The organism is Mesorhizobium sp. C089B, from assembly GCF_030323125.1.
In the GTDB taxonomy this organism is placed as follows: Bacteria; Pseudomonadota; Alphaproteobacteria; order Rhizobiales; family Rhizobiaceae; genus Mesorhizobium.
In genome coordinates this window covers 6,139,708-6,157,224 of sequence record NZ_CP100469.1, presented here as the reverse complement: position 1 = coordinate 6,157,224, position 17,517 = coordinate 6,139,708, and the positions used below count along the sequence as shown (strand labels likewise).

Genomic DNA, 17,517 nt, shown 5'->3' with positions numbered 1-17,517 from the left:
GCGTTTTGCAGGATCGTCGGGAATGCATCCATATTTTACATAGGTCGTGCGCAGAGGCAGGGATTGCTTTGATGAAACGAGGAACAACACCAATGTAAACATCCCACAAACAGCCCCCGCGAGGGCCACATACCAAAGCCTGCCCGGAACCCTCTGAGGACTAGCCACGCTTATACCTGGTGAAACCATGGTTGTCGGAGCTTGGCCGCGGTTGAATTGACATTCATCGTCGGACCGGTCTCGCTGAAAAGCTTCAGAATGGAACTCATGCCAATGATGTCGGCCACAAAGAAAAGCTTCCATGTCGAACTTAACCGGGGCAGCACGAAGATACCTAGATCGTACGTTCAAAATGCGCATCCCATGTCTCAAGTCGTCCAGCAATCAATTATCGGCGGACGCACAGGCGGCATCTTGTCTACGCTCACCCCAAATTTTCTAAAGTGATTTGAATGAAACGATGGTTTGACAGCATCAAACTTGGATATGCTTGATGAACGGGAGCTCAACCGTTCTCGCTTGGACGGGCGGCCGACGATCGAACTGAGTGAGAACGACTCATGCCGGCGACTTCGGCCAATTCTCCACCGTCAGCGCCTCCGCATAGGCCGCTCTGATAAGCGCGACGGCCGGCCCGAGGCGGCTTGCATGGCTGTCGGTGATTCCCGAGCGCGTGGATGCCTGCACCGTGGCGACCTGTCAGCAGCCAGTAGTGCATCTCACGAATAAGCTGGTTCTGCAGGATTGGGATTGACGCCGGACGATCGAGTAGTTTCATCAAACGCAATGCCAAAACCAGGGCGCCCGGACCAATCACATTGCCGAGAAAGAATCACGCTGTCCGGGAATAAAAAGCCGCTTGCCCTGGTCCTCCATGCATGAGCTGCTGATTGACCTTGAAGGGACGCCGCACTGCAAACCCACACATTGCCGAGCACGACGGTATCGGTCGACGCGTTCCAGGACCTCTGGAAGGCGATAGGTCGGCCGCCTGCGGCCGGCTGGCTCACCTGTCTGCCGAAGGTGCTGCCGCGGTCGGGATCGGGAAAGCTGAGGTGCCGCGCATGCGAAATGGGTCGTGAATTCGGCAATGCTTGTGCTCGAGAAGCATCCATCTGGATGCATGTTTGCGGTCCAGTGCGTGATTGACACCGATGCGACGTTTGCCCTCACATTCAACGCAGTTGGCGACCCGGGATGTTTCCTCTGGGTTCGATCGCAACGCAGAACCATTCTCGCCCCATGAGCACTCAAGGCGAGGCGCATGTGACGGTGTACCGATGCTAAGCAGCAATGCGCGAGCCGACCGCTTCGGCGAAGTGGTAATGCCCCATCTCGCCGACGCGCTTTCGCTCGCCCGCTGGCTGACCGGCAATGCCACCGACGCCGAGGATGTCGTGCAGGACGCCTGCATGAAGGCACACGCCAACATCGCAAGCTATGCCGGCGGCAATGCACGTGCCTGGCTGCTCACCATCGTTCGCAACTCGTGTTACACATGGCTGGCGCGCAATCGCCCGCGCAGCATCGTCTCGGTGGGCGACCTCGGTGATCTCGACGAGGTGAGCGCCGCTCACGCAGTCGATCCGACTGAGAGCGAAAGCCCGGAGGCGAGCCTGATTGCCAGGGCAGACGTGGCGGCCCTGGAGGCGGCGATCGCCGCTCTGCCGCAACCCTTTCGAGAAACGCTCGTGCTGCGCGACGTCAATGGCCTAGCCTACCGCGATATCGCAGCCATGCTGGGCGTGCCGATGGGCACGGTGATGTCGCGGCTGGCGCGGGCGCGTGGCCTGCTGATCTCTGACCTTGGGAGGGCGCAATGAGTGCGCACAACGATGGATTGCCCGAGGACGCCGCAGGCATGAACCTGATGCTGCACGCGCTGATAGATGGCGAGCTTGACGCCGCCGCGGCCATGGCTGTCGAGCGGCGCATCGCGGCCGATCCCAAGCTGGCGGCCGAACATGCCCGCATCATGGTCTTGCAAGGGGCTGTGGCCAGGCTTCCGAAGCCCCAGGTGAGCGACGAGTTCAGCGCGCGCATTGCAGCCATGGCAGCATCCGGCAGCGTCGAGGTGCTGCGGCCCAGAGCGCCGATACGGGCGAAGTCCGCTCGAACGTGGTGGTCGGCGCGCAACTTCGGATCATTCGACTGGCGCACCATGGCGGCCTCGATCATGATCAGCGCTGTTCTGGCCAGCGGCGCGACGCAATGGGCGATGCAGCCTAGCGTAGCCGATAGCTTTGCCGCAGGCGTGGCCAGCGGCCACCAACGCAGCCTGCTGGCGACCAGCCCCGTCGATGTAGTCTCGTCGGACCGGCACACCGTAAAGCCATGGCTCGATGCAAGGCTCGGCCTTTCGCCGCCGGCTCCTGATATGGTGAAAGACGGATTTGCGCTCATCGGTGGCAGGGTCGAGGTCATTGGCGGCCGGGCAGTGCCGGCGCTGGTTTATCGCCACCGCGAGCATTTGATCACCCTTGTCGCCGAGCCGCAAAATGCCGGGGCGGTGACCGACCCCGTCGATCTCTCGGAGGGCGGCTTCTCGCTGGTGCAATGGAGCGACGGCGCCTTCTCCTACTGGGCGATTTCCGACATGGAGCGGCCGGAGCTCGACGACTTCGTGGCGCGCTTCCGCGCCGCGGTCGTCCCCGGCTGATAACCGACCGTCGGCACTCCAACCGATATCGAGTGCCGACCTGCGCTAGCCTTGACGTTCCTGCCCGGGTGACAGACCACGGCAGCATGGCGCCGACGTCGAACGCGTCCTCGTGCAGCGTCGGCTCCAGTTCGGGGCGGACGCCGGCCCCTGTTTTCGGGAAATCTCAAAAGAATTTCGCGCCGCCCGGGAATAAAGGGATGTCCTGATGGGTCTTGTTGTTAGCGGGGCCAATTTCCCGGCACGCACCCAAGAAACGAAAAAAGGATCTACCGAAATGACCAAGCTCGCTCTCAGCGTGGCTGCCATGCTGCTTGCCTCAACCGCTGCCTTTGCCGGCAGCGACCATGGCGGCAACAACTCCAATCAGCCGGTCGCTACCGTTGACACCAATGCCACTGCTTCCATTTCCCCTCCCCGCGCCAAGCCGGCGTCGACACCATGGTGACGACCGGGCCGCGCCAGGGGTCGGTTCAGGACATCATCACCAGGCACAACAACGACGGCATCTGGGGCCGCTGAAGGCACCCTTCCGAACATCTTCTCTTACCACTCACGATGGAGAGCCAAACCTTTGGCTCTCCATCATCACCCCATAAGGCTGCAGGAGATCACCTATGTTCATGATGACACGTCGCACGTTGCTTGGAACCACGCTCGCCGCGACCGCCTTCGGTCTGGCCGGCAAGCTGGAATTCACCCGTCCCGCCTTCGCCGAAACGTCGGTCGAGCCGACCGTCGGCTTCTACAAATACAAGGTCGGTGATATCGAGGTCACCGCCATCTATGACGGCATCTGGCGCAAGCCGCACGACCCGGCCTTCATCAAGGATGTTTCCGTCGAGGACACCAAGGCAGCGCTTGCCAAGGCCGGCCTGACGACAGACTTCATGCCCATCCCGCTCACCGTCATCGTCCTCAAGATGAACGGCAGGCTGATCATGATGGATGCCGGATCGGGCGTCGGCCAATGGCAGACCAATGCCACCCATCTGCCGGCCAACATGGCCGCCGCCGGCATCGACTATAAGACGATCGACACCATCATGATCTCGCATTTCCACCCCGACCATGTCTGGGGCCTGATGGAAAAGGGGACCGATGCACCGGTGTTCCCCAATGCCGAGCTGATCGTCAACGCCACGGAATACAATTGGTGGACCGACCCCAGCCGGCTGGCCAAGCTGCCGGAAGGCCGCAAGCCGGCGGGCAAGCGCATCGCCGAAAACTTTCCGAAATGGAAGAACTGGAAGCTGGTCAATGACGGCGCCGAAGTCGCACCCGGCATCCAGATCATCGCTGCGCCCGGCCACACGCCGGGACATTCGGTCTACCTCGCCAACTCCGGCAAGGAACAGCTGATGATCTCGGCCGACACCATGTATGTGCCCGCCCTTCTGGCGCCGCATCCGGAGTGGCAGGGCAGTTACGACCAGGACGGGCCGATGGCGATCACCACGCGGCACAAGCTGATCGATCGCGTGATCGCCGACAACATCCGGATCTCGGGTTCGCATTTCCCGTTCCCCGGCACCGGCGTCTTCGTGAAAGACGGCAATGCCTATGGTTTCACCCCAGTTCAGATTTGAGCGCGAGCTCCCAACCCAAGCGAGAAAGATGATGAAGCAATCCTATCTGGGCAAGCACGCCCTGTTTGGCCTGCTCGGCGCCATTGCCGTGCTGACCGTCGTTCCCGTGGCCACTATCATGCCGGCCTATGCGGTCGACGACCTCGAAGGCACCGATGCACCCGACCTCACCGCCGTCCAGGCCAAGATCGCCGTCAAGGACTACAAGGGCGCGCTGGCCGATCTGCGTGATCTCGCGCAGGACAACCAGCAGGCCGACGTCTACAACCTGCTCGGCTTCACGCTGCGCAAGACGGGCGATTTCACCACGGCGCTGACCTACTACAACAAGGCGCTCGAGCTGAAGCCCGACCACAAGGCCGCCCGCGAATATCTGGGCGAACTCTATGTAGAGACCGGCGACATGGCCAAGGCCAACGAGCAGTTGGCGTCGCTGCAGAAGCTGTGTCCCGCCGGCTGTGAAGAACTCGAAGACCTCCACAAGGCCATCGACACCAAGGTGACAAAGTAAACCAGGCAGGTGCTGCAAGGCGCCTGCCCCTTTCCCATTGCCTGGAGCCCATCGTGACAACGACACAAACCGCCTGGAAACCACATCTCACCGACTTGACCCTGCTGACGGGTCGCCTGCTGCTCTCATTGCTCTTCGTGCATGAAGGCCTGGAGCTGGCGACGCATTTCGCCGGTGCAGCCAAGGCGATGACGGCGCTCGGCGTCAGCCTGCCGCTTTTAATAGCCACCATAGCGCTGCAGCTGGGAGCTGGCTTTTCGGTCGGCCTTGGTCTGCAGACGCGTCTGGGCGCGGTGGCGCTCGGACTGTTCTGTTTGGCAACGGCAGCTTTGTTCCACACCAATTTCGCCAACCAGAACGAATTGCTGCATCTCGAAAAGGATCTCGCCATAGCGGGCGGCATGTTCGTCCTGGCCGTAGCCGGCGCCGGGGCGATATCTCTCGATAGGGTGCTGAACGGCCTCGTGAAGCGCCGGCAACAGGACAGAGAGACGGTTGCGGCGCTCATAGCGGCCGGTAGGCCTCTCTCGGTGGGCGAAATCAAGCTTCCATTCTAAACCGGCCAACACGCCGGGCATCATACAACCCGCCCGCCCGGTCGGCGCCCGCAAACTGCCTCGGGGGGTGACGCAAGCCGTTCCTGGCGTGTCCTCCATTTTACGTCCGCTTATCGGCGCGGATAGTAATGCCCAGGAAGGACCTGCGACGATTCCGATCAGCAAGCCTCTTAATCGTTGTTGCAGTCGGCGATCTGCAGAGGTTCAAGGCATCCGTTGTTTGAATTACGTGCTCCCGCGCCGCGGATCATTCGCGGTTCTGGTATGCCAGAAGGCCAAGCATCGCGAGCGTCACTTTTCCGAGATTTGCATGGCTGTCAGAAAACGACACGTACCAACCCGCTCAAGATGATCCATATGCGCCGCGATGATAGATCAACGCTGGGCCAGGCTCTCCGCTCACCACATGTCGGACGGTGCCGAGGATCAGCGCATGGCTGTGACGAATGATGGTGTCCTCGACCGTGCAGTCTACCGCGGCAAGCGCACCTTCGAGTGCCAGTGCGCCGCTTGCAAGGGTGGACCAGCGCGCACCCTCGTAGCGCGCCTGCCCCTTGAGGCCGCCTCGGCCGGCAAAACGGTCGGCAATCGCGATCTGGTCGGCGCGTAGCACATTCACGCAGAAGTGCCCATGCCGGCTGATGGCTGCCCATGTCGACGAGCTCAGGTTGATGCTGACGACCATCACCTCCGGTTCGACCGACAAGGAATGGGCGGTGGTAATTGTTGCGCCCGTCCGCTCGTCGCCGATGCCTGCGGTGACCACGGACACGGCTCCGGCCAGGTGTCGCATCGCAAATTTCAGGGGGATCCGGGTTTCATCCGGCAGAATGCGTTCGGTTAGTGTCATCTGGATAGCCTCATCGTGTTTGCATCTTCACGACGCCCTGCGACGCAACGCCGTCTGGTAACCCAACCATTGGTGAATTTCAGTGGCGATGCTCTCGGCATGGGCGGTGACTTCAGGGATGCCCATCAGCTCGCCGACGCTGCCGCGCGCCAGGGGTCCGCTGATGAAAATATTGTCGGCCGGGTGACCTGACGCATCGACCGCGCGGCCGTGGCTGTCGGTGTCGAGACCAAGGCCGGTTGGGTCAAGACGGACCAGGCCCAGATGTCCAAGGGCGGCAATCGCCGTGTTGGTGCGAAGAATGTCGGCATGCGCCGGCCCGGTCGTCACGATCACGCTGTCGAACGTCTCGACGATGAGGTCGTGTCGGCGCCTTGACCGCTGCGTGACGCGGATATGCCCGTCGGCCTCATCGGCCTCGACAATCGATGCGGCGCGATAAGCGAGCGTCCCCTCGGCAAGGCGGCGATCCAGCACGACTGCTACCTGTGGCGCGATGCGGAAACGATGTACATCCCAGAGCGCGCGAAGATGGCGCACCACGCGGCGCTGCTCGGCGAGCGGCAAGGCCTGCCAGATCAACTGCCCCTGACGCCGGACAGCGTCGAGGACCGGATACCAGTCTCCGCCCTGTCGCCTCGCTGCCGCGATCGTGGCCCGGATGTGCCCGAGCAGCACCGTGGCGCTGCATAAAGGCAGGCTGGTGAAGTCGCCTATCGGGTCGCCCTGCGTCGCGGCCTGCACATGCGAGCGGTAGCCATGGCGCGACAGTGCCGTGATACGGCCGCGATGACCTCTACGGTCGAGGGTTGCAATGACGTCGGCCGAGGTCAGACCGGTGCCAACAATGAGAACACGGTCGTCGCGGCCGATCGCCTGCAGCCGTTCGAGATCGTAGGGATTGGCCACCAATCCGGCGACTGAGACCACGCTGCGCAGCGGCGCCGGGAGGGCCGGCAATGGATGCGTCGCCGCGATCACCACAGCATCGGCGGAAAGCGTTGCGCCATCGGACAGGACGAGCCGGTAGCCCTCGCCACTGCGCTCGACCCAAGCAACTTCGGCCCTGACATGGCGGATCGCCTTGCTTTGCAGGAAGGGCTGCAAGTGGGATTCGACATAGCGGCCGAAGACCCGACGCTGCGGGTAGATCGCGCCGCTGGCGGCGATGGCCTGCGTATCGTCCAGAATGGCGCCGGTCTGCTCCAGCCAGTCGGAAAAATGGCCCTCCTCACCTGAGATCAGCGTCATCCTGGACGCCCGCACGTTGATGCGGTGCGAGGGATCGGCCGTCGAATAGGCCAGACCATAGCCGAGCGCCTCGCGCGGTTCGACGACCCCTATATCGGCTGCATCGGCGGGCAGCAGCCGCGCCAGGTGAAACGCGGTTGCGGCGCCGGAAAAGCCGCCGCCAATGATGGCGACCGTCAGTTTCCCAGCCCTGCGGGAAGCGCTCAAGACTGGCTCGCGCGCAGCGCCGATGGTCGATGATCTCCGGCCACCGTTTCGCCGAACGGTCCCATGTTCACCGTCGTCGGCCGGGTCGAGATTTCGTGATCGAGCGGCAGCAGCGGCAGCACCAGTTCGCCGAAGCGATAGGCTTCCTCCAGATGCGGATAGCCGGACAGGATGAAGGTATCGATGCCAATCCTTCGGTATTCGTCGATCCGTTCCGCCACGGTCGCCGCATCACCGACCAAGGCGGTGCCGGCGCCGCCGCGCACAAGGCCAACGCCGGCCCAAAGGTTCGGGCTGATTTCGAGCTTGTCGCGGCTGCCGCCATGCAACCGGCTCATGCGCGACTGACCGACGGAGTCCATGCGGGCAAAAACCTTTTGCGCCTCGGCGATCGTCTTGTCGTCGAGGCGGCTGATCAGCCGGTCGGCATCGGCCCAGGCCTCGTCATTGGTCTCGCGAACGATGACATGCAATCGGATGCCGAAGCTCACTTCGCGGCCGGCCTTTTCGGCAAGGCCGCGCACATGCTCGACCTTGGCGGCGACGTCCGCCGGCGGCTCGCCCCAGGTGAGGTATTTGTCGATCTGCTCGGCGGCGACCGCATTGGCCGCGTCCGACGAGCCGCCGAAATAGAGCGGCGGGTGCGGCGTCTGCACCGGCGGGAACAGCAACCTGCCATCTTCGATGTGGAAATGCTTGCCTTCGAAGGCTACGGTTTCGCCGCTGAGCACGGCCTTGTAGATGTCGAGGAATTCCCGCGTCACCTCATAGCGCTCGTCATGGCTGAGGAATATGCCATCGCCCTTGTTCTCGACCGGATCGCCGCCCGTGACCACGTTGATCAGCAAGCGCCCGCCCGAAATGCGGTCGAGCGTCGAGGTCATGCGCGCGGCGAGCGTCGGCGACTGCAGCCCTGGACGGACCGCAACGAGAAAGCGAAGTCGTTGCGTCAGCGGCGCCAACGCCGACGCCACCACCCAGCTGTCTTCGCAACTGCGCCCGGTCGGCAGCAGCGCGCCATAATAGCCGATGGCGTCGGCCGCCTTGGCGACCTGAGTGAGATAGGGCAGGTCGACCGCCCTGCCGCCCTCGGAGGTGCCGAGATAGCGGCTGTCGCCATGGGTGGGCAAGAACCACAGGACCTTGATCCTGTCGGGGGTGGCAGTGCTCATGAATAGTCCTTTGTGACTTTACGGCGTTCCCGCTCAGCTCCAGGCGTGGAGGGGCGGGTTGACCTCGTTCAGGTAATAGTTGCCGAGGATCGCGTATTTCCAGCGGACGGGATCGTGCAGGGTGTGGGTGCGCGCATTGCGCCAGTGGCGGTCGAGATTGTGCTCGGCCAGCGTGGATCGCGTGCCGGCGAGTTCGAACAGTTTGTTGGTGGCGGTGATGGCGATCTCGGTGGTGAGGATCTTGGATTCGGCGACCGTGATCTGCGCCTCCGCGACCGTCTTCTCGTTAGGATCGGCCACGGCGCGGTCGACCGCAAGGCCGGCCTTTTCCAGAATAGCCTCGGCCGCATTGGCGCGCAGGCGAAGGTCGCCGATCGCCTGGATCGTATAGGGATCCTGCCAGGCATTATCGACGCCGCTGTCGATCCACGCGCGCGACCTGGTGCGCACGAAGCTGACCGTCTCGTCGATCGCCGCCTTGGCGATGCCGAGATCGACCGCCGCCTGGATGATCTGGAAGATGGGTCCGTCGGCTGTCGGTTTGTCGTACCCCTTGTAGCCGGGGACGAGATGCGTCTTCGCCACCTTCACATTGTCGAGCAGGACCGTGCCGGAGAGCGTCGTCTTCTGGCCGAAGCTCGACCAGTCATCGATGACGGTCAGTCCGGGCGCGCCGCGATCGGCGATGGCATACCAGGCGCGCCCCTCGTCATCGAGCGCCACAATCGGCACCAGATGGGCGAGCAGGGCGCCGCTTGAATAGAATTTCTGGCCGTTGACCACGACATGGTCACCGGCATCGACGAACTTGGTCTCGAAGTCGGCGGCACGCTTGGAGCCGAACTCGGAAAACGCGTTGCCAAAGCGCGTGCCGGACAGTGCCTCGGCGAAGAGCAGCTTTTTCTGCGCCTCGTCCGAAACCGTGCGGATGGCGGCGACCACGCCGAGATGGTTTTGCGGAATCTGGCCAAGCGAGGGATCAGCCGCCGAGATGATGGTGATCACCTTCGACAGCGTCACATAGGAAACCTCCGGCCCGCCATAGGCCTTCGGCACATTGATCGACCACAAGCCGCTCTGCGAAAATGCATCCAGCTCTTCCTTCGGCCAGATGCGCTCGCGATCCCGCTTCGAGGCTTCCCTGGTGAATTCAATGGCAAGTTTTTCGGCGATGGCGATCGCCTCGGCATCGGTCTTGATGATATGCGCCTTGGCCGAGGGGCGCTCGACCGGAGGCACGGCGACGCGCGCGTCGGACGGCTGCTTGGATTGGATGGTCATGCTGCTGTCTCCTGGGGAAAGTGTTGCAATGGGAGCGGCGCGCCGCCGAGATAATAGGTCTTGATGTCGTCGCGCTGGCGCAGGTCGGCAGCCGACCCTTCCAGCACGCTTTTTCCGTTTTCGAGCACGGTGGCACGATCAGCATATTTCAGCGCCACCGCCGAATTCTGCTCGGCGACAAGGATCGAAAGATCTTCGTCCCGATTGAGCCGCTTCAAGGCGCTGAAGATCTCGTCGACGATCAGCGGCGCGAGCCCCATCGAGGGCTCGTCGAGCACGAAGAGTTTCGGCCGCGACATCAGTCCGCGACCGATCGCCGTCATCTGCTGCTCGCCGCCGGAGGTGAGGCCGGACCGCGTGCGCCGTTTCTCGAGAAGCCTCGGAAACAGCGCGTAGACACGCTCAAGGTCGGCCTTCACGCCAACGCGCGAGGATGAACGCCCGAGCGCCCCGGTCAGAAGGTTCTCCTCGACCGTCAGCGAGCGGAAACAGTGCCGGCCCTCGAGAACCTGGACCAGGCCCTTGCGGACAAGGTGCGAGGGGCTTGCCCTTGAAACATCCTCGCCATCGAAAATGATCCGGCCGGCGGTAACGGCGCCGCGCTCTGCCGGCAGAAGATTGGATGCGGCTCGCAACAACGTCGTCTTGCCGGCGCCATTTGAGCCGAGCAGCGCAACGATCTCGCCCTTGCCGACCGAGAGGTCAACGCCATGCAAAGCGGCGATGGCGCCATTGTAGACGGCCTCGACGCGGCTGACCGACAGGATCGGATTTTCCGGGCTGGACATCGATAACTCCGCTGCGAAGATGGATGGCACGGCCGGCCCGCGGGCCGGCCGTGAGCTCTTCAAACTCAGTTGCTGACCACCGCATCGGCGTCTTCGGCCGTGCGGATCTTGAGGCCCTTTTCCTTGGCATAGGCCTCGGACGACTTCTCGATGATCGGGCGCAGCAGCTTCCAGTCCGGCGCGATCCAGTCGGACACGACGTTCCACTTCTTGCCGTCCCACTGCTGGAAGGTCACGTAGCCATCACCTTCGTGATTGTCCCAGGAGACGTTGATCGAGTGGAACAGGTCCTTGGCACCGAGCGCCTCGACGCGCGCCGGGTCGAGCTTGAGGTGTTCGAAGCCCCAGCGGACCTCATCGCCGGTCAGCGTGCGATTGCCGAATTTGGCCTGCGCGATGCGGATGGCTTCGACATTGAGGATGCCGTTGACGATGCCGAGATTGTGGTAGACCGAGCCGATGCGGCTCTTGTCCTCGAGATTGCCCTTGCCGGCGTCGTAGACCGTCTTGACGATCTCCTTGACGACCGGGTAGTCGGCGCCAGACGCCTGGGTGGTGATGGCGGTGTAGCCCGTGGCGGCGTCGCCGGCGGGGATGACGTCCTCTTCAGAGTTGGACCAGACATTGCCGACGATGTGATCGGCCGGGAAGCCGGTCTTCTGCGCGGTCTTCAGCGCAACCGGGTTCATCACGCCCCAGCCGCGCAGCACGACATAGTCGGGACGATCGCGACGGATCGTCAGCCACTGTGCCTGCTGCTCGTTGCCGGGGTGCGGGACCTCGATCTGCGACAGTTCGAAACCGTATTTCTGCGACAGCAGCTCATATATCGGGATCGTCTCCTTGCCGTAGGGCGAGCCGTGATAGAGCACGACGATCTTCTTGCCCTTGAGCTTGTCGAGGCCGCCTTCCTTGGAGGCGATGTAGTTCACGATGCCCGATGTTTCGCTGTAGGGGTTGAGCAGCAGCGGGAAGACGTAAGGGAATACCCGGCCGTCGGTGGTGTCGGTGCGGCCGTGATTGATGGTGATAAGCGGCACCTTGTCGTCGGTGATGCGGTCGATCATGGCGTAGGCGATGCCGACCGAGAGCGGGTTCCAGGCGGCGATGCCGGGATTGCTCTTCAACCGTTCGTAGACCTCGACGCCCTTCTCGACCTCATACTGGGTTTCGCCCTCGCTCCAGGTCAGCTTGACGCCATTGACGCCGCCGTCGCGGATGTTGATCAGGTTGAGATAGTCGATGAAGCCGCCGAAGAAGCCGGTGCCGCCCGCGGCATAGGGGCCGACGCGGTAGCTCTGCAGCGGGAAATATTGTTCGTCGGCATGGACGGCTGTCGCGCCGAGCACGAAAGCGGTGGCGATCGCCGCTTTCTTGAGGTGACTGAAGAAGGTCATGAGTTGCGTCTCCTGAGGTTTTGGGTCCGTGAGAGAATGTCGAGCGGCGCTCAGCTGGACCTTGAGCCGATCCGTCGTTTCAGGCGGTCGACGAGGGCCGACAGCCCGTTCGGTTCCGCGATGAGGAATATGATGATGAGGGCGCCAAGCACGATGCGCTGGCTCATATCGAGCACACCAGAATCGAACAGGCCGCCGAACACGAAGGCGCCGAGCCGAGACAGAACGAGCGGGAAGACGACGATGAATGCGGCGCCCAGAAACGCACCGCGTATCGAAGCCAGCCCGCCGATGATGATGATGAACAGGATCTGAAACGAGCGGTCGAGATTGAAGCCGGCCGGCTCGACCGTGCGCAGATAGGTGAAGGCCCACAGCACGCCGGCGACGCCGATGATGAAGGATGAGATGGCGAAGGCCAGCAGCTTGGTCCGCAGCACCGGCACGCCAATGACGCGCGCGGCGGTTTCATTGTCGCGCACGGCAATGAAGTTGCGGCCGGTCGCGCTGTTGACCAGCCGCCAAACCAGCGCCGTCAGCACGATGACGGTGGTGACGGAAAGTAAATAGCGTCCGGCGGCACCGTCGAGCGAAAACCCGGCGACGGCAAGGTGCGGCGCGGAAATCACCCCGGACGGATTGTCGTTGGAGAACCAGCCGAACTTGGTCAGCGCCCACTGCACGAAGAACTGAGCGGCGAGCGTCGAGACGGCGAGATAGAAGCCCCGCAGGCGCAGGCTCGGCAACCCGAAGATGACGCCGATGCCGGCGGCCGAAATCCCGGCCAGGATCATGGTCGCAGCCAGCGGCAGTCCTTCGACTCGCAGGTTGAAATTGTATGCGGCGAAGGCGCCTACCGCCATGAAAGCGGAGGAGCCAAGCGAAAGCTGGCCGCAATAGCCGGTCAAGAGGTTGAGGCCGACTGCCGCCAGGCTGAGCGCAAGGAACGGCAGCAGGATCGCCTCGACCAGATAGCTCGACGCAAAGGCCGGGACCAGGCCGTAGACGACGACGATCGCCACGGCCGGCAAAGCTAATTTCCGGGCGAACCTCAGCCAGTCGATTGGAGCCCTTGCGGCATCGAGCGCTTGCACGGCCATCGGTCAGACCCTTTCGACGATTTTCTGGCCAAACAGGCCGGAGGGGCGCACCAGTAGGACAACCAGCGCCAGCGCATAGGCGAACCAGCCTTCGATGCCGCCGCCGACGAAGGGTCCGAGATAGACCTCAGCGAGCTTTTCGCTGGCGCCGATGATGAGGCCGCCGACGATGGCGCCAAGGATGGAATCGAAGCCGCCAAGCACCAGCACCGGCAGCGCCTTCAACACGATCAGCGATAGCGAGAACTGGACGCCGAGGCGTGCGCCCCACAGCAGTCCCGCGACCAGCGCCACGAAGCCTGCAGCCGTCCACACCGTTCCCCAGATCCGCGGCAGCCGCAGCCCGACGGCAAGTGCCGCGAACTGATCGTCGGCGACGGCGCGAAAAGCCAGCCCGATCCGCGTCCAGTAGAAGAATGCGCTCAAGCCGGCCACCATCGCCGCGGCAATGCCGGCCGCGAGCAGATCGAAGGACGAGATGAGGATGCCGCCGACCTCGAAAGGCGTGTCGTCGATGCCGAGATCGAGCCCGTGCACCTGCGTTCCCCAGATCAGCTGGGCTGCACCCTCGATGATGTAGGACAGGCCAAGCGTGGCCATGAACAGCGTCATCGGCGAGCGGTTGACCAGCGGCCTGAGCACGGTTCGCTCGATGGTGAAACCGAGCGCGACCATGACCGCAAAGGTGATCAGCAGCGCAAGCGCAAACGGGATGCCGCGTTCGACCAGGCTGACAAAGGTGAGTGCCGCAAACAGCACCATCGACCCTTGCGCGAAGTTCAGCACACCCGACGTCTTGTAGATCAGCACGAAGCCGATGGCGACGAGCGAATACATGACTCCCGACAACAGGCCGCCGACCAGCACTTCGACAACGAAGAGAAAATCATAGTAGCTCATCAGATGCCCTCGCCATCCTCGCCCTCGGCGGCGCCGAGATAGGCCCGGATCACGTCCGGATCGGCGCGCACTTCGGCCGGCGTGCCGTCGGCGATCTTGCGGCCGTAATCGAGCACGGCGACGCGGTCGGACAGGCCCATGACGACCCCGATGTCGTGCTCGATCAGGATGATGGTGACGCCATGCCGGTCGCGCGCGGCGCGCACGAACGCGGCCATCTCGGCTTTCTCGGTCGCCGTCATGCCGGCCATCGGTTCGTCGAGCAGCAGGATCTTCGGCTCGGCAACCAGCGCTCGCGCCAGTTCGACCCGCTTCTGCAAGCCGTAGGGCAGCGTCGCGACCAGCTGATCGGCGACCGTTTCCAGATGCAGGAAGGCGATTGTCTGGTTGACCTTTTCGGCTATGCCCGCATCTTCGCGCCGGGCGCGTGGCAGACCCGCAATATGTTCGACGAAGCTGGCGCGCCTGGTGTGGACGCGGCCGGACGCGATGTTGTCGCGCACCGAAAGCCCGGGAAAGAGCGCCAGGTTCTGGAAGGTGCGCGCGACGCCCAGACGTGCCAGACGGCTCGCCGGCACACGGGAGAATGACTGGCCGGCGATCGCGATCTTGCCGTGGTCGGCGTGATAGAGGCCGCTGATGATGTTGATCAGCGAGGATTTGCCTGCGCCGTTGGGGCCGATCACGGCGCGGATTTCGCCGCTCTTGACCTCGAGGTCGACATCGCTCAGCGCCGTGACACCGCCAAAGGAAATGCCTACCCTGCTCAGGGCCAGGATTGCATCGAACTTTGCCGACAAGCGCGCCGGGCGCGCCTCCTCGACGGAAGCAGCGACAGCAGGAATGCCGGAAATTTCGGGCGCACGCTCGTATGCGGCTGCTCCCAGCGAAGCACCAATCATGACACGTTCCTGATTTTTGAAGGAGTGCGCGGTCCGAAGGCCGCGCCCTGACCTATTCGGCGGCGACAAGCTCCCTGTCGCGCGCCGCTTCCAATTCGCGCACCAGCGGGATGATGCGCTTGCCGAAGAACTCGACCTCTTCCTGGAAATGCAGGAAGCCGAGCAGGATCAGGTCGGCGCCGGCGTCCTTCAGCTTGAGGATGCGTTCGGCGATCTGTTCCGGCGTGCCAATCAGATTGCTGCGGAAGCCGTCATTGTATTGCACCAGATCCTCAAGGGACGATTTCGCCCAGTTGCCCTCGCCTTCCGGCGAGGCCTTGCCGGCGTTCTTGACCTGATCGGCGAAGCCCTGCACCGCTTCGGGATTGGCCTTGGCGACGATCTCGTCCAGCACCGCGCGCGCTTCTGCCTCGGTTTCGCGAGCAATGGCAAAGGCGTTGACGCCGATCTTCACCCTGTGGCCATTGGCCTTCGCCTTGGCCTGGATGTCGTCGACCTGCTTCCTGATCTCCTCGGGCGTGTTGCCGTTGGTGAAATACCAGTCGGACACCCGCGAAGCCATGTCACGCGCGGCGCGCGACGAGCCGCCCTGGAAGATCTCGGGCTGCGGATCGATCGGCTTAGGCTTCATCGAGTAGTTGGTGAAGCGATAGAAATCGCCCTTCAGCGTGAAATTGTCCTCGGTCCAGATGCCACGCAACGCGCGGATAAATTCCTCCGAACGGCGATAACGCTCGTCATGGTCGAGCCAAAGTTCGCCGATGGCGGCGAACTCGCCGCGGAACCAGCCGCTGACGACGTTGACGGCCACGCGGCCATTGGTCAGGTGGTTGATGGTGGCGATCTGCTTGGCGGCCAGCGCCGGGTTCCATGGACCGGGCAAGACGGCCGCAATCACTTTCAGCGTCGTGGTCGCGGCCAGCAGTGCGTGGCTGAACGACACGGATTCATGCTGGTTGTCGGCGCCGTAGCCGGCGGTGAAGCGGATCTGGCTCAGTGCGTAGTCGAAGCCGTTGGCCTCTGCGATCTGGGCGAGCTTGCGGTTGTAGTCGATGTCCCAACCGGTCCGCTGCTCGATGTTGGAGATGACCAGGCCGCCGGAGACGTTCGGAACCCAGTAGGCGAATTTCAGGCCGTCGGAATGAGACGTCATGTCGTTGTTCCCTTTTTGGTTGGCTCAGCCGACGCGCGCTGCGGCGGCCGTTGCACGATTGGAATTGAGCAGTGAAACCGCTTCGGATGCGGCCCGTGAAATGCGTTCGCGTATCGCCTCGCCGACGATTTCGGCGCCGATGAAATCGTCGGGCGCGCCATAGACGCCGGTCGGTACGGTGACGGCGCCGAAAAAGCCGAATAATGGCCGCAACTGATGTTCGAGAACCAGGCCATGGTATGGACTTCCGCCTGTCGCCGCGAGAAGCACGGTCCTGCCGGCGAGCGCGCGATAGTCGACGAGGTCGAACAGGTGCTTGAGGGCGCCGGTGTAGGAAGCCCGATAGACAGGCGTTCCGACCACGAGCAGATCGGCCTTCTCGACACGCTGGATAATCGCTTCGCCGGACGCGCCGAGGGCGCCACGGGACAGTCCGACAAAAAGCGAAGGCGCCGCCTCGGTGATTTCGATCAGGCCCGTGTCTGCCGGGACGCGCAGCGCCACGTCCTTGACCAGCGCGTTCACCACCGCGGTTGTGCGTGATGGCGTGCTTACGCCGCCGGATATTCCGAGAACCGATAGCCTTGCCAACTCATCAATCTCCCAGACCCTGCATGCGCATCGGTCATTTCCAAACCGGGGCAGACGATATTCGACAAAATCTATAGAGATAAGGAACGACGTTTCGATTTTTCGCCTTTGGCGAGAAAAATCCGGTTCTGCTAATGTGCGGTAGCAACGTCCATCTGGCGATGGCCGGGAAGGATCAAAACGGCTCGCAGTCATCTATCGACATTTTTGAAAGCGCCGATGCCTTTGGGCAATAAGGTTCGTTGCCATGATGCCTGGCGTCGCCGTCGCGCAATACTACGAAGTGGATTCCCTTGCCGGCGACATCACCAGTTTCTGGGTGCCCAATCGGGATTGTCTCTTTCCATGGTGCGCGACATTGGCTTTAGGATTAGCCGCAGCGACAGTTGGGACACACGCATCCTTGTGGACGCCTCGAGTGCGACAACGTCCAGCAGCGCTGGACGGCTGGACGGCGCCAGTTGCTCGCGATCGACACGGGCAAGCTCTATGGCGGGCGTGGGGATTTCCTGCCGGTGGCCGAGGCGATAGCCCAGCAGATCGTCCATCTCGGTAAGTCGACGAGATCGTCACCGCCTATCACCCACGGCGTCAATGACGGCCCAGGGA

General features: G+C 62.8%; 19 protein-coding genes. 6 read left to right on the top strand and 13 right to left on the bottom strand.

The window, feature by feature from the left end; translation table 11 throughout:
- Nucleotides 1-505: 505 nt before the first annotated feature.
- On the bottom strand, nt 506-817 hold the full coding sequence (locus tag NLY44_RS30070) for an AraC family transcriptional regulator N-terminal domain-containing protein (protein ID WP_460221688.1): 312 nt from the start codon (nt 815-817) through the stop codon (nt 506-508).
- 463 nt (nt 818-1,280) lie between these two features.
- Here NLY44_RS30070 and NLY44_RS30065 point away from each other — a divergent pair, with 463 nt between their 5' ends.
- From NLY44_RS30065 to NLY44_RS30040, 6 genes are all read left to right on the top strand, one after another.
- Nucleotides 1,281-1,823, top strand: a complete 543-nt coding sequence (locus NLY44_RS30065; protein ID WP_023670608.1) for a sigma-70 family RNA polymerase sigma factor — start codon at nt 1,281-1,283, stop codon at nt 1,821-1,823.
- Nucleotides 1,820-2,659, top strand: a complete 840-nt coding sequence (locus NLY44_RS30060) for an anti-sigma factor family protein (protein WP_023723369.1) — start codon at nt 1,820-1,822, stop codon at nt 2,657-2,659. Before NLY44_RS30065 ends, NLY44_RS30060 begins: the two co-directional genes overlap by 4 nt.
- Nucleotides 2,660-2,936: 277 nt before the next feature.
- Entirely contained in the window at nt 2,937-3,107 is a 171-nt protein-coding gene (locus NLY44_RS30055) for a DUF680 domain-containing protein (protein ID WP_023804513.1), read from the top strand.
- 169 nt (nt 3,108-3,276) lie between these two features.
- Nucleotides 3,277-4,248 (top strand): MBL fold metallo-hydrolase, encoded by a 972-nt coding sequence (locus tag NLY44_RS30050; RefSeq protein ID WP_023670611.1) that lies wholly within the window; start codon nt 3,277-3,279, stop codon nt 4,246-4,248.
- 31 nt (nt 4,249-4,279) lie between these two features.
- Nucleotides 4,280-4,759, top strand: a complete 480-nt coding sequence (locus NLY44_RS30045; RefSeq protein ID WP_023670612.1) for a tetratricopeptide repeat protein — start codon at nt 4,280-4,282, stop codon at nt 4,757-4,759.
- A 53-nt stretch (nt 4,760-4,812) separates the two neighbouring features.
- Nucleotides 4,813-5,316, top strand: a complete 504-nt coding sequence (locus NLY44_RS30040) for a DoxX family protein (RefSeq protein ID WP_023686775.1) — start codon at nt 4,813-4,815, stop codon at nt 5,314-5,316.
- Nucleotides 5,317-5,659: 343 nt separating this feature from the next.
- Here the strand turns inward: NLY44_RS30040 and NLY44_RS30035 are convergent, their stop codons facing one another.
- The 12 genes from NLY44_RS30035 to NLY44_RS29980 all read right to left on the bottom strand — a co-directional run bounded on the left by NLY44_RS30035 (nt 5,660) and on the right by NLY44_RS29980 (nt 17,456).
- Nucleotides 5,660-6,166, bottom strand: a complete 507-nt coding sequence (locus tag NLY44_RS30035; RefSeq protein ID WP_050587397.1) for a flavin reductase family protein — start codon at nt 6,164-6,166, stop codon at nt 5,660-5,662.
- A 27-nt stretch (nt 6,167-6,193) separates the two neighbouring features.
- Nucleotides 6,194-7,624 (bottom strand): FAD/NAD(P)-binding protein, encoded by a 1,431-nt coding sequence (locus tag NLY44_RS30030; protein WP_023686774.1) that lies wholly within the window; start codon nt 7,622-7,624, stop codon nt 6,194-6,196.
- Complete coding sequence (gene ssuD, locus NLY44_RS30025; RefSeq protein WP_023686773.1) at nt 7,621-8,796, bottom strand: FMNH2-dependent alkanesulfonate monooxygenase; 1,176 nt, start codon at nt 8,794-8,796, stop codon at nt 7,621-7,623. Before ssuD ends, NLY44_RS30030 begins: the two co-directional genes overlap by 4 nt.
- A gap of 33 nt (nt 8,797-8,829) precedes the next feature.
- The gene (locus NLY44_RS30020; RefSeq protein WP_023686772.1) at nt 8,830-10,077 is read right to left on the bottom strand and encodes an SfnB family sulfur acquisition oxidoreductase; all 1,248 of its coding nucleotides are present in this window, start codon (nt 10,075-10,077) and stop codon (nt 8,830-8,832) included.
- Entirely contained in the window at nt 10,074-10,865 is a 792-nt protein-coding gene (locus NLY44_RS30015) for an ABC transporter ATP-binding protein (RefSeq protein WP_032905207.1), read from the bottom strand. Before NLY44_RS30015 ends, NLY44_RS30020 begins: the two co-directional genes overlap by 4 nt.
- Nucleotides 10,866-10,930: 65 nt before the next feature.
- On the bottom strand, nt 10,931-12,262 hold the full coding sequence (locus NLY44_RS30010) for an ABC transporter substrate-binding protein (protein ID WP_023686770.1): 1,332 nt from the start codon (nt 12,260-12,262) through the stop codon (nt 10,931-10,933).
- Nucleotides 12,263-12,312: 50 nt separating this feature from the next.
- The gene (locus NLY44_RS30005) at nt 12,313-13,362 is read right to left on the bottom strand and encodes a branched-chain amino acid ABC transporter permease (protein ID WP_023686769.1); all 1,050 of its coding nucleotides are present in this window, start codon (nt 13,360-13,362) and stop codon (nt 12,313-12,315) included.
- Between the two features lie 3 nt (nt 13,363-13,365).
- On the bottom strand, nt 13,366-14,262 hold the full coding sequence (locus NLY44_RS30000; protein WP_023686768.1) for a branched-chain amino acid ABC transporter permease: 897 nt from the start codon (nt 14,260-14,262) through the stop codon (nt 13,366-13,368).
- Nucleotides 14,262-15,164 carry an ABC transporter ATP-binding protein gene (locus NLY44_RS29995; protein WP_050588940.1) on the bottom strand — a complete coding sequence of 301 codons (903 nt, stop codon included), beginning with the start codon at nt 15,162-15,164 and terminating at the stop codon, nt 14,262-14,264. The genes NLY44_RS30000 and NLY44_RS29995 overlap by 1 nt, the downstream gene beginning before the upstream one ends.
- Before the next feature lie 52 nt (nt 15,165-15,216).
- The gene (sfnG, locus tag NLY44_RS29990) at nt 15,217-16,317 is read right to left on the bottom strand and encodes a dimethylsulfone monooxygenase SfnG (protein WP_023686766.1); all 1,101 of its coding nucleotides are present in this window, start codon (nt 16,315-16,317) and stop codon (nt 15,217-15,219) included.
- Between the two features lie 24 nt (nt 16,318-16,341).
- Nucleotides 16,342-16,908 carry an FMN reductase gene (gene msuE / locus NLY44_RS29985; RefSeq protein ID WP_023710165.1) on the bottom strand — a complete coding sequence of 189 codons (567 nt, stop codon included), beginning with the start codon at nt 16,906-16,908 and terminating at the stop codon, nt 16,342-16,344.
- Nucleotides 16,909-17,213: 305 nt separating this feature from the next.
- Nucleotides 17,214-17,456 (bottom strand): hypothetical protein, encoded by a 243-nt coding sequence (locus tag NLY44_RS29980; RefSeq protein ID WP_023701792.1) that lies wholly within the window; start codon nt 17,454-17,456, stop codon nt 17,214-17,216.
- Nucleotides 17,457-17,517: the final 61 nt, after the last annotated feature.

What these genes read in the sequence shown, in the direction of transcription:
- NLY44_RS30065 (WP_023670608.1), top strand. Translation starts at nt 1,281, where the DNA reads ATGCTAAGCAGCAATGCGCGAGCCGACCGCTTCGGCGAAGTGGTAATG.
- NLY44_RS30060 (WP_023723369.1), top strand. Translation starts at nt 1,820, where the DNA reads ATGAGTGCGCACAACGATGGATTGCCCGAGGACGCCGCAGGCATGAAC.
- NLY44_RS30055 (WP_023804513.1), top strand. Translation starts at nt 2,937, where the DNA reads ATGACCAAGCTCGCTCTCAGCGTGGCTGCCATGCTGCTTGCCTCAACC.
- NLY44_RS30050 (WP_023670611.1), top strand. Translation starts at nt 3,277, where the DNA reads ATGTTCATGATGACACGTCGCACGTTGCTTGGAACCACGCTCGCCGCG.
- NLY44_RS30045 (WP_023670612.1), top strand. Translation starts at nt 4,280, where the DNA reads ATGAAGCAATCCTATCTGGGCAAGCACGCCCTGTTTGGCCTGCTCGGC.
- NLY44_RS30035 (WP_050587397.1), bottom strand. Translation starts at nt 6,166, where the DNA reads ATGACACTAACCGAACGCATTCTGCCGGATGAAACCCGGATCCCCCTG.
- ssuD (WP_023686773.1), bottom strand. Translation starts at nt 8,796, where the DNA reads ATGAGCACTGCCACCCCCGACAGGATCAAGGTCCTGTGGTTCTTGCCC.
- NLY44_RS30020 (WP_023686772.1), bottom strand. Translation starts at nt 10,077, where the DNA reads ATGACCATCCAATCCAAGCAGCCGTCCGACGCGCGCGTCGCCGTGCCT.
- NLY44_RS30015 (WP_032905207.1), bottom strand. Translation starts at nt 10,865, where the DNA reads ATGTCCAGCCCGGAAAATCCGATCCTGTCGGTCAGCCGCGTCGAGGCC.
- NLY44_RS30010 (WP_023686770.1), bottom strand. Translation starts at nt 12,262, where the DNA reads ATGACCTTCTTCAGTCACCTCAAGAAAGCGGCGATCGCCACCGCTTTC.
- NLY44_RS30005 (WP_023686769.1), bottom strand. Translation starts at nt 13,362, where the DNA reads ATGGCCGTGCAAGCGCTCGATGCCGCAAGGGCTCCAATCGACTGGCTG.
- NLY44_RS30000 (WP_023686768.1), bottom strand. Translation starts at nt 14,262, where the DNA reads ATGAGCTACTATGATTTTCTCTTCGTTGTCGAAGTGCTGGTCGGCGGC.
- NLY44_RS29995 (WP_050588940.1), bottom strand. Translation starts at nt 15,164, where the DNA reads ATGATTGGTGCTTCGCTGGGAGCAGCCGCATACGAGCGTGCGCCCGAA.
- sfnG (WP_023686766.1), bottom strand. Translation starts at nt 16,317, where the DNA reads ATGACGTCTCATTCCGACGGCCTGAAATTCGCCTACTGGGTTCCGAAC.
- NLY44_RS29980 (WP_023701792.1), bottom strand. Translation starts at nt 17,456, where the DNA reads ATGGACGATCTGCTGGGCTATCGCCTCGGCCACCGGCAGGAAATCCCC.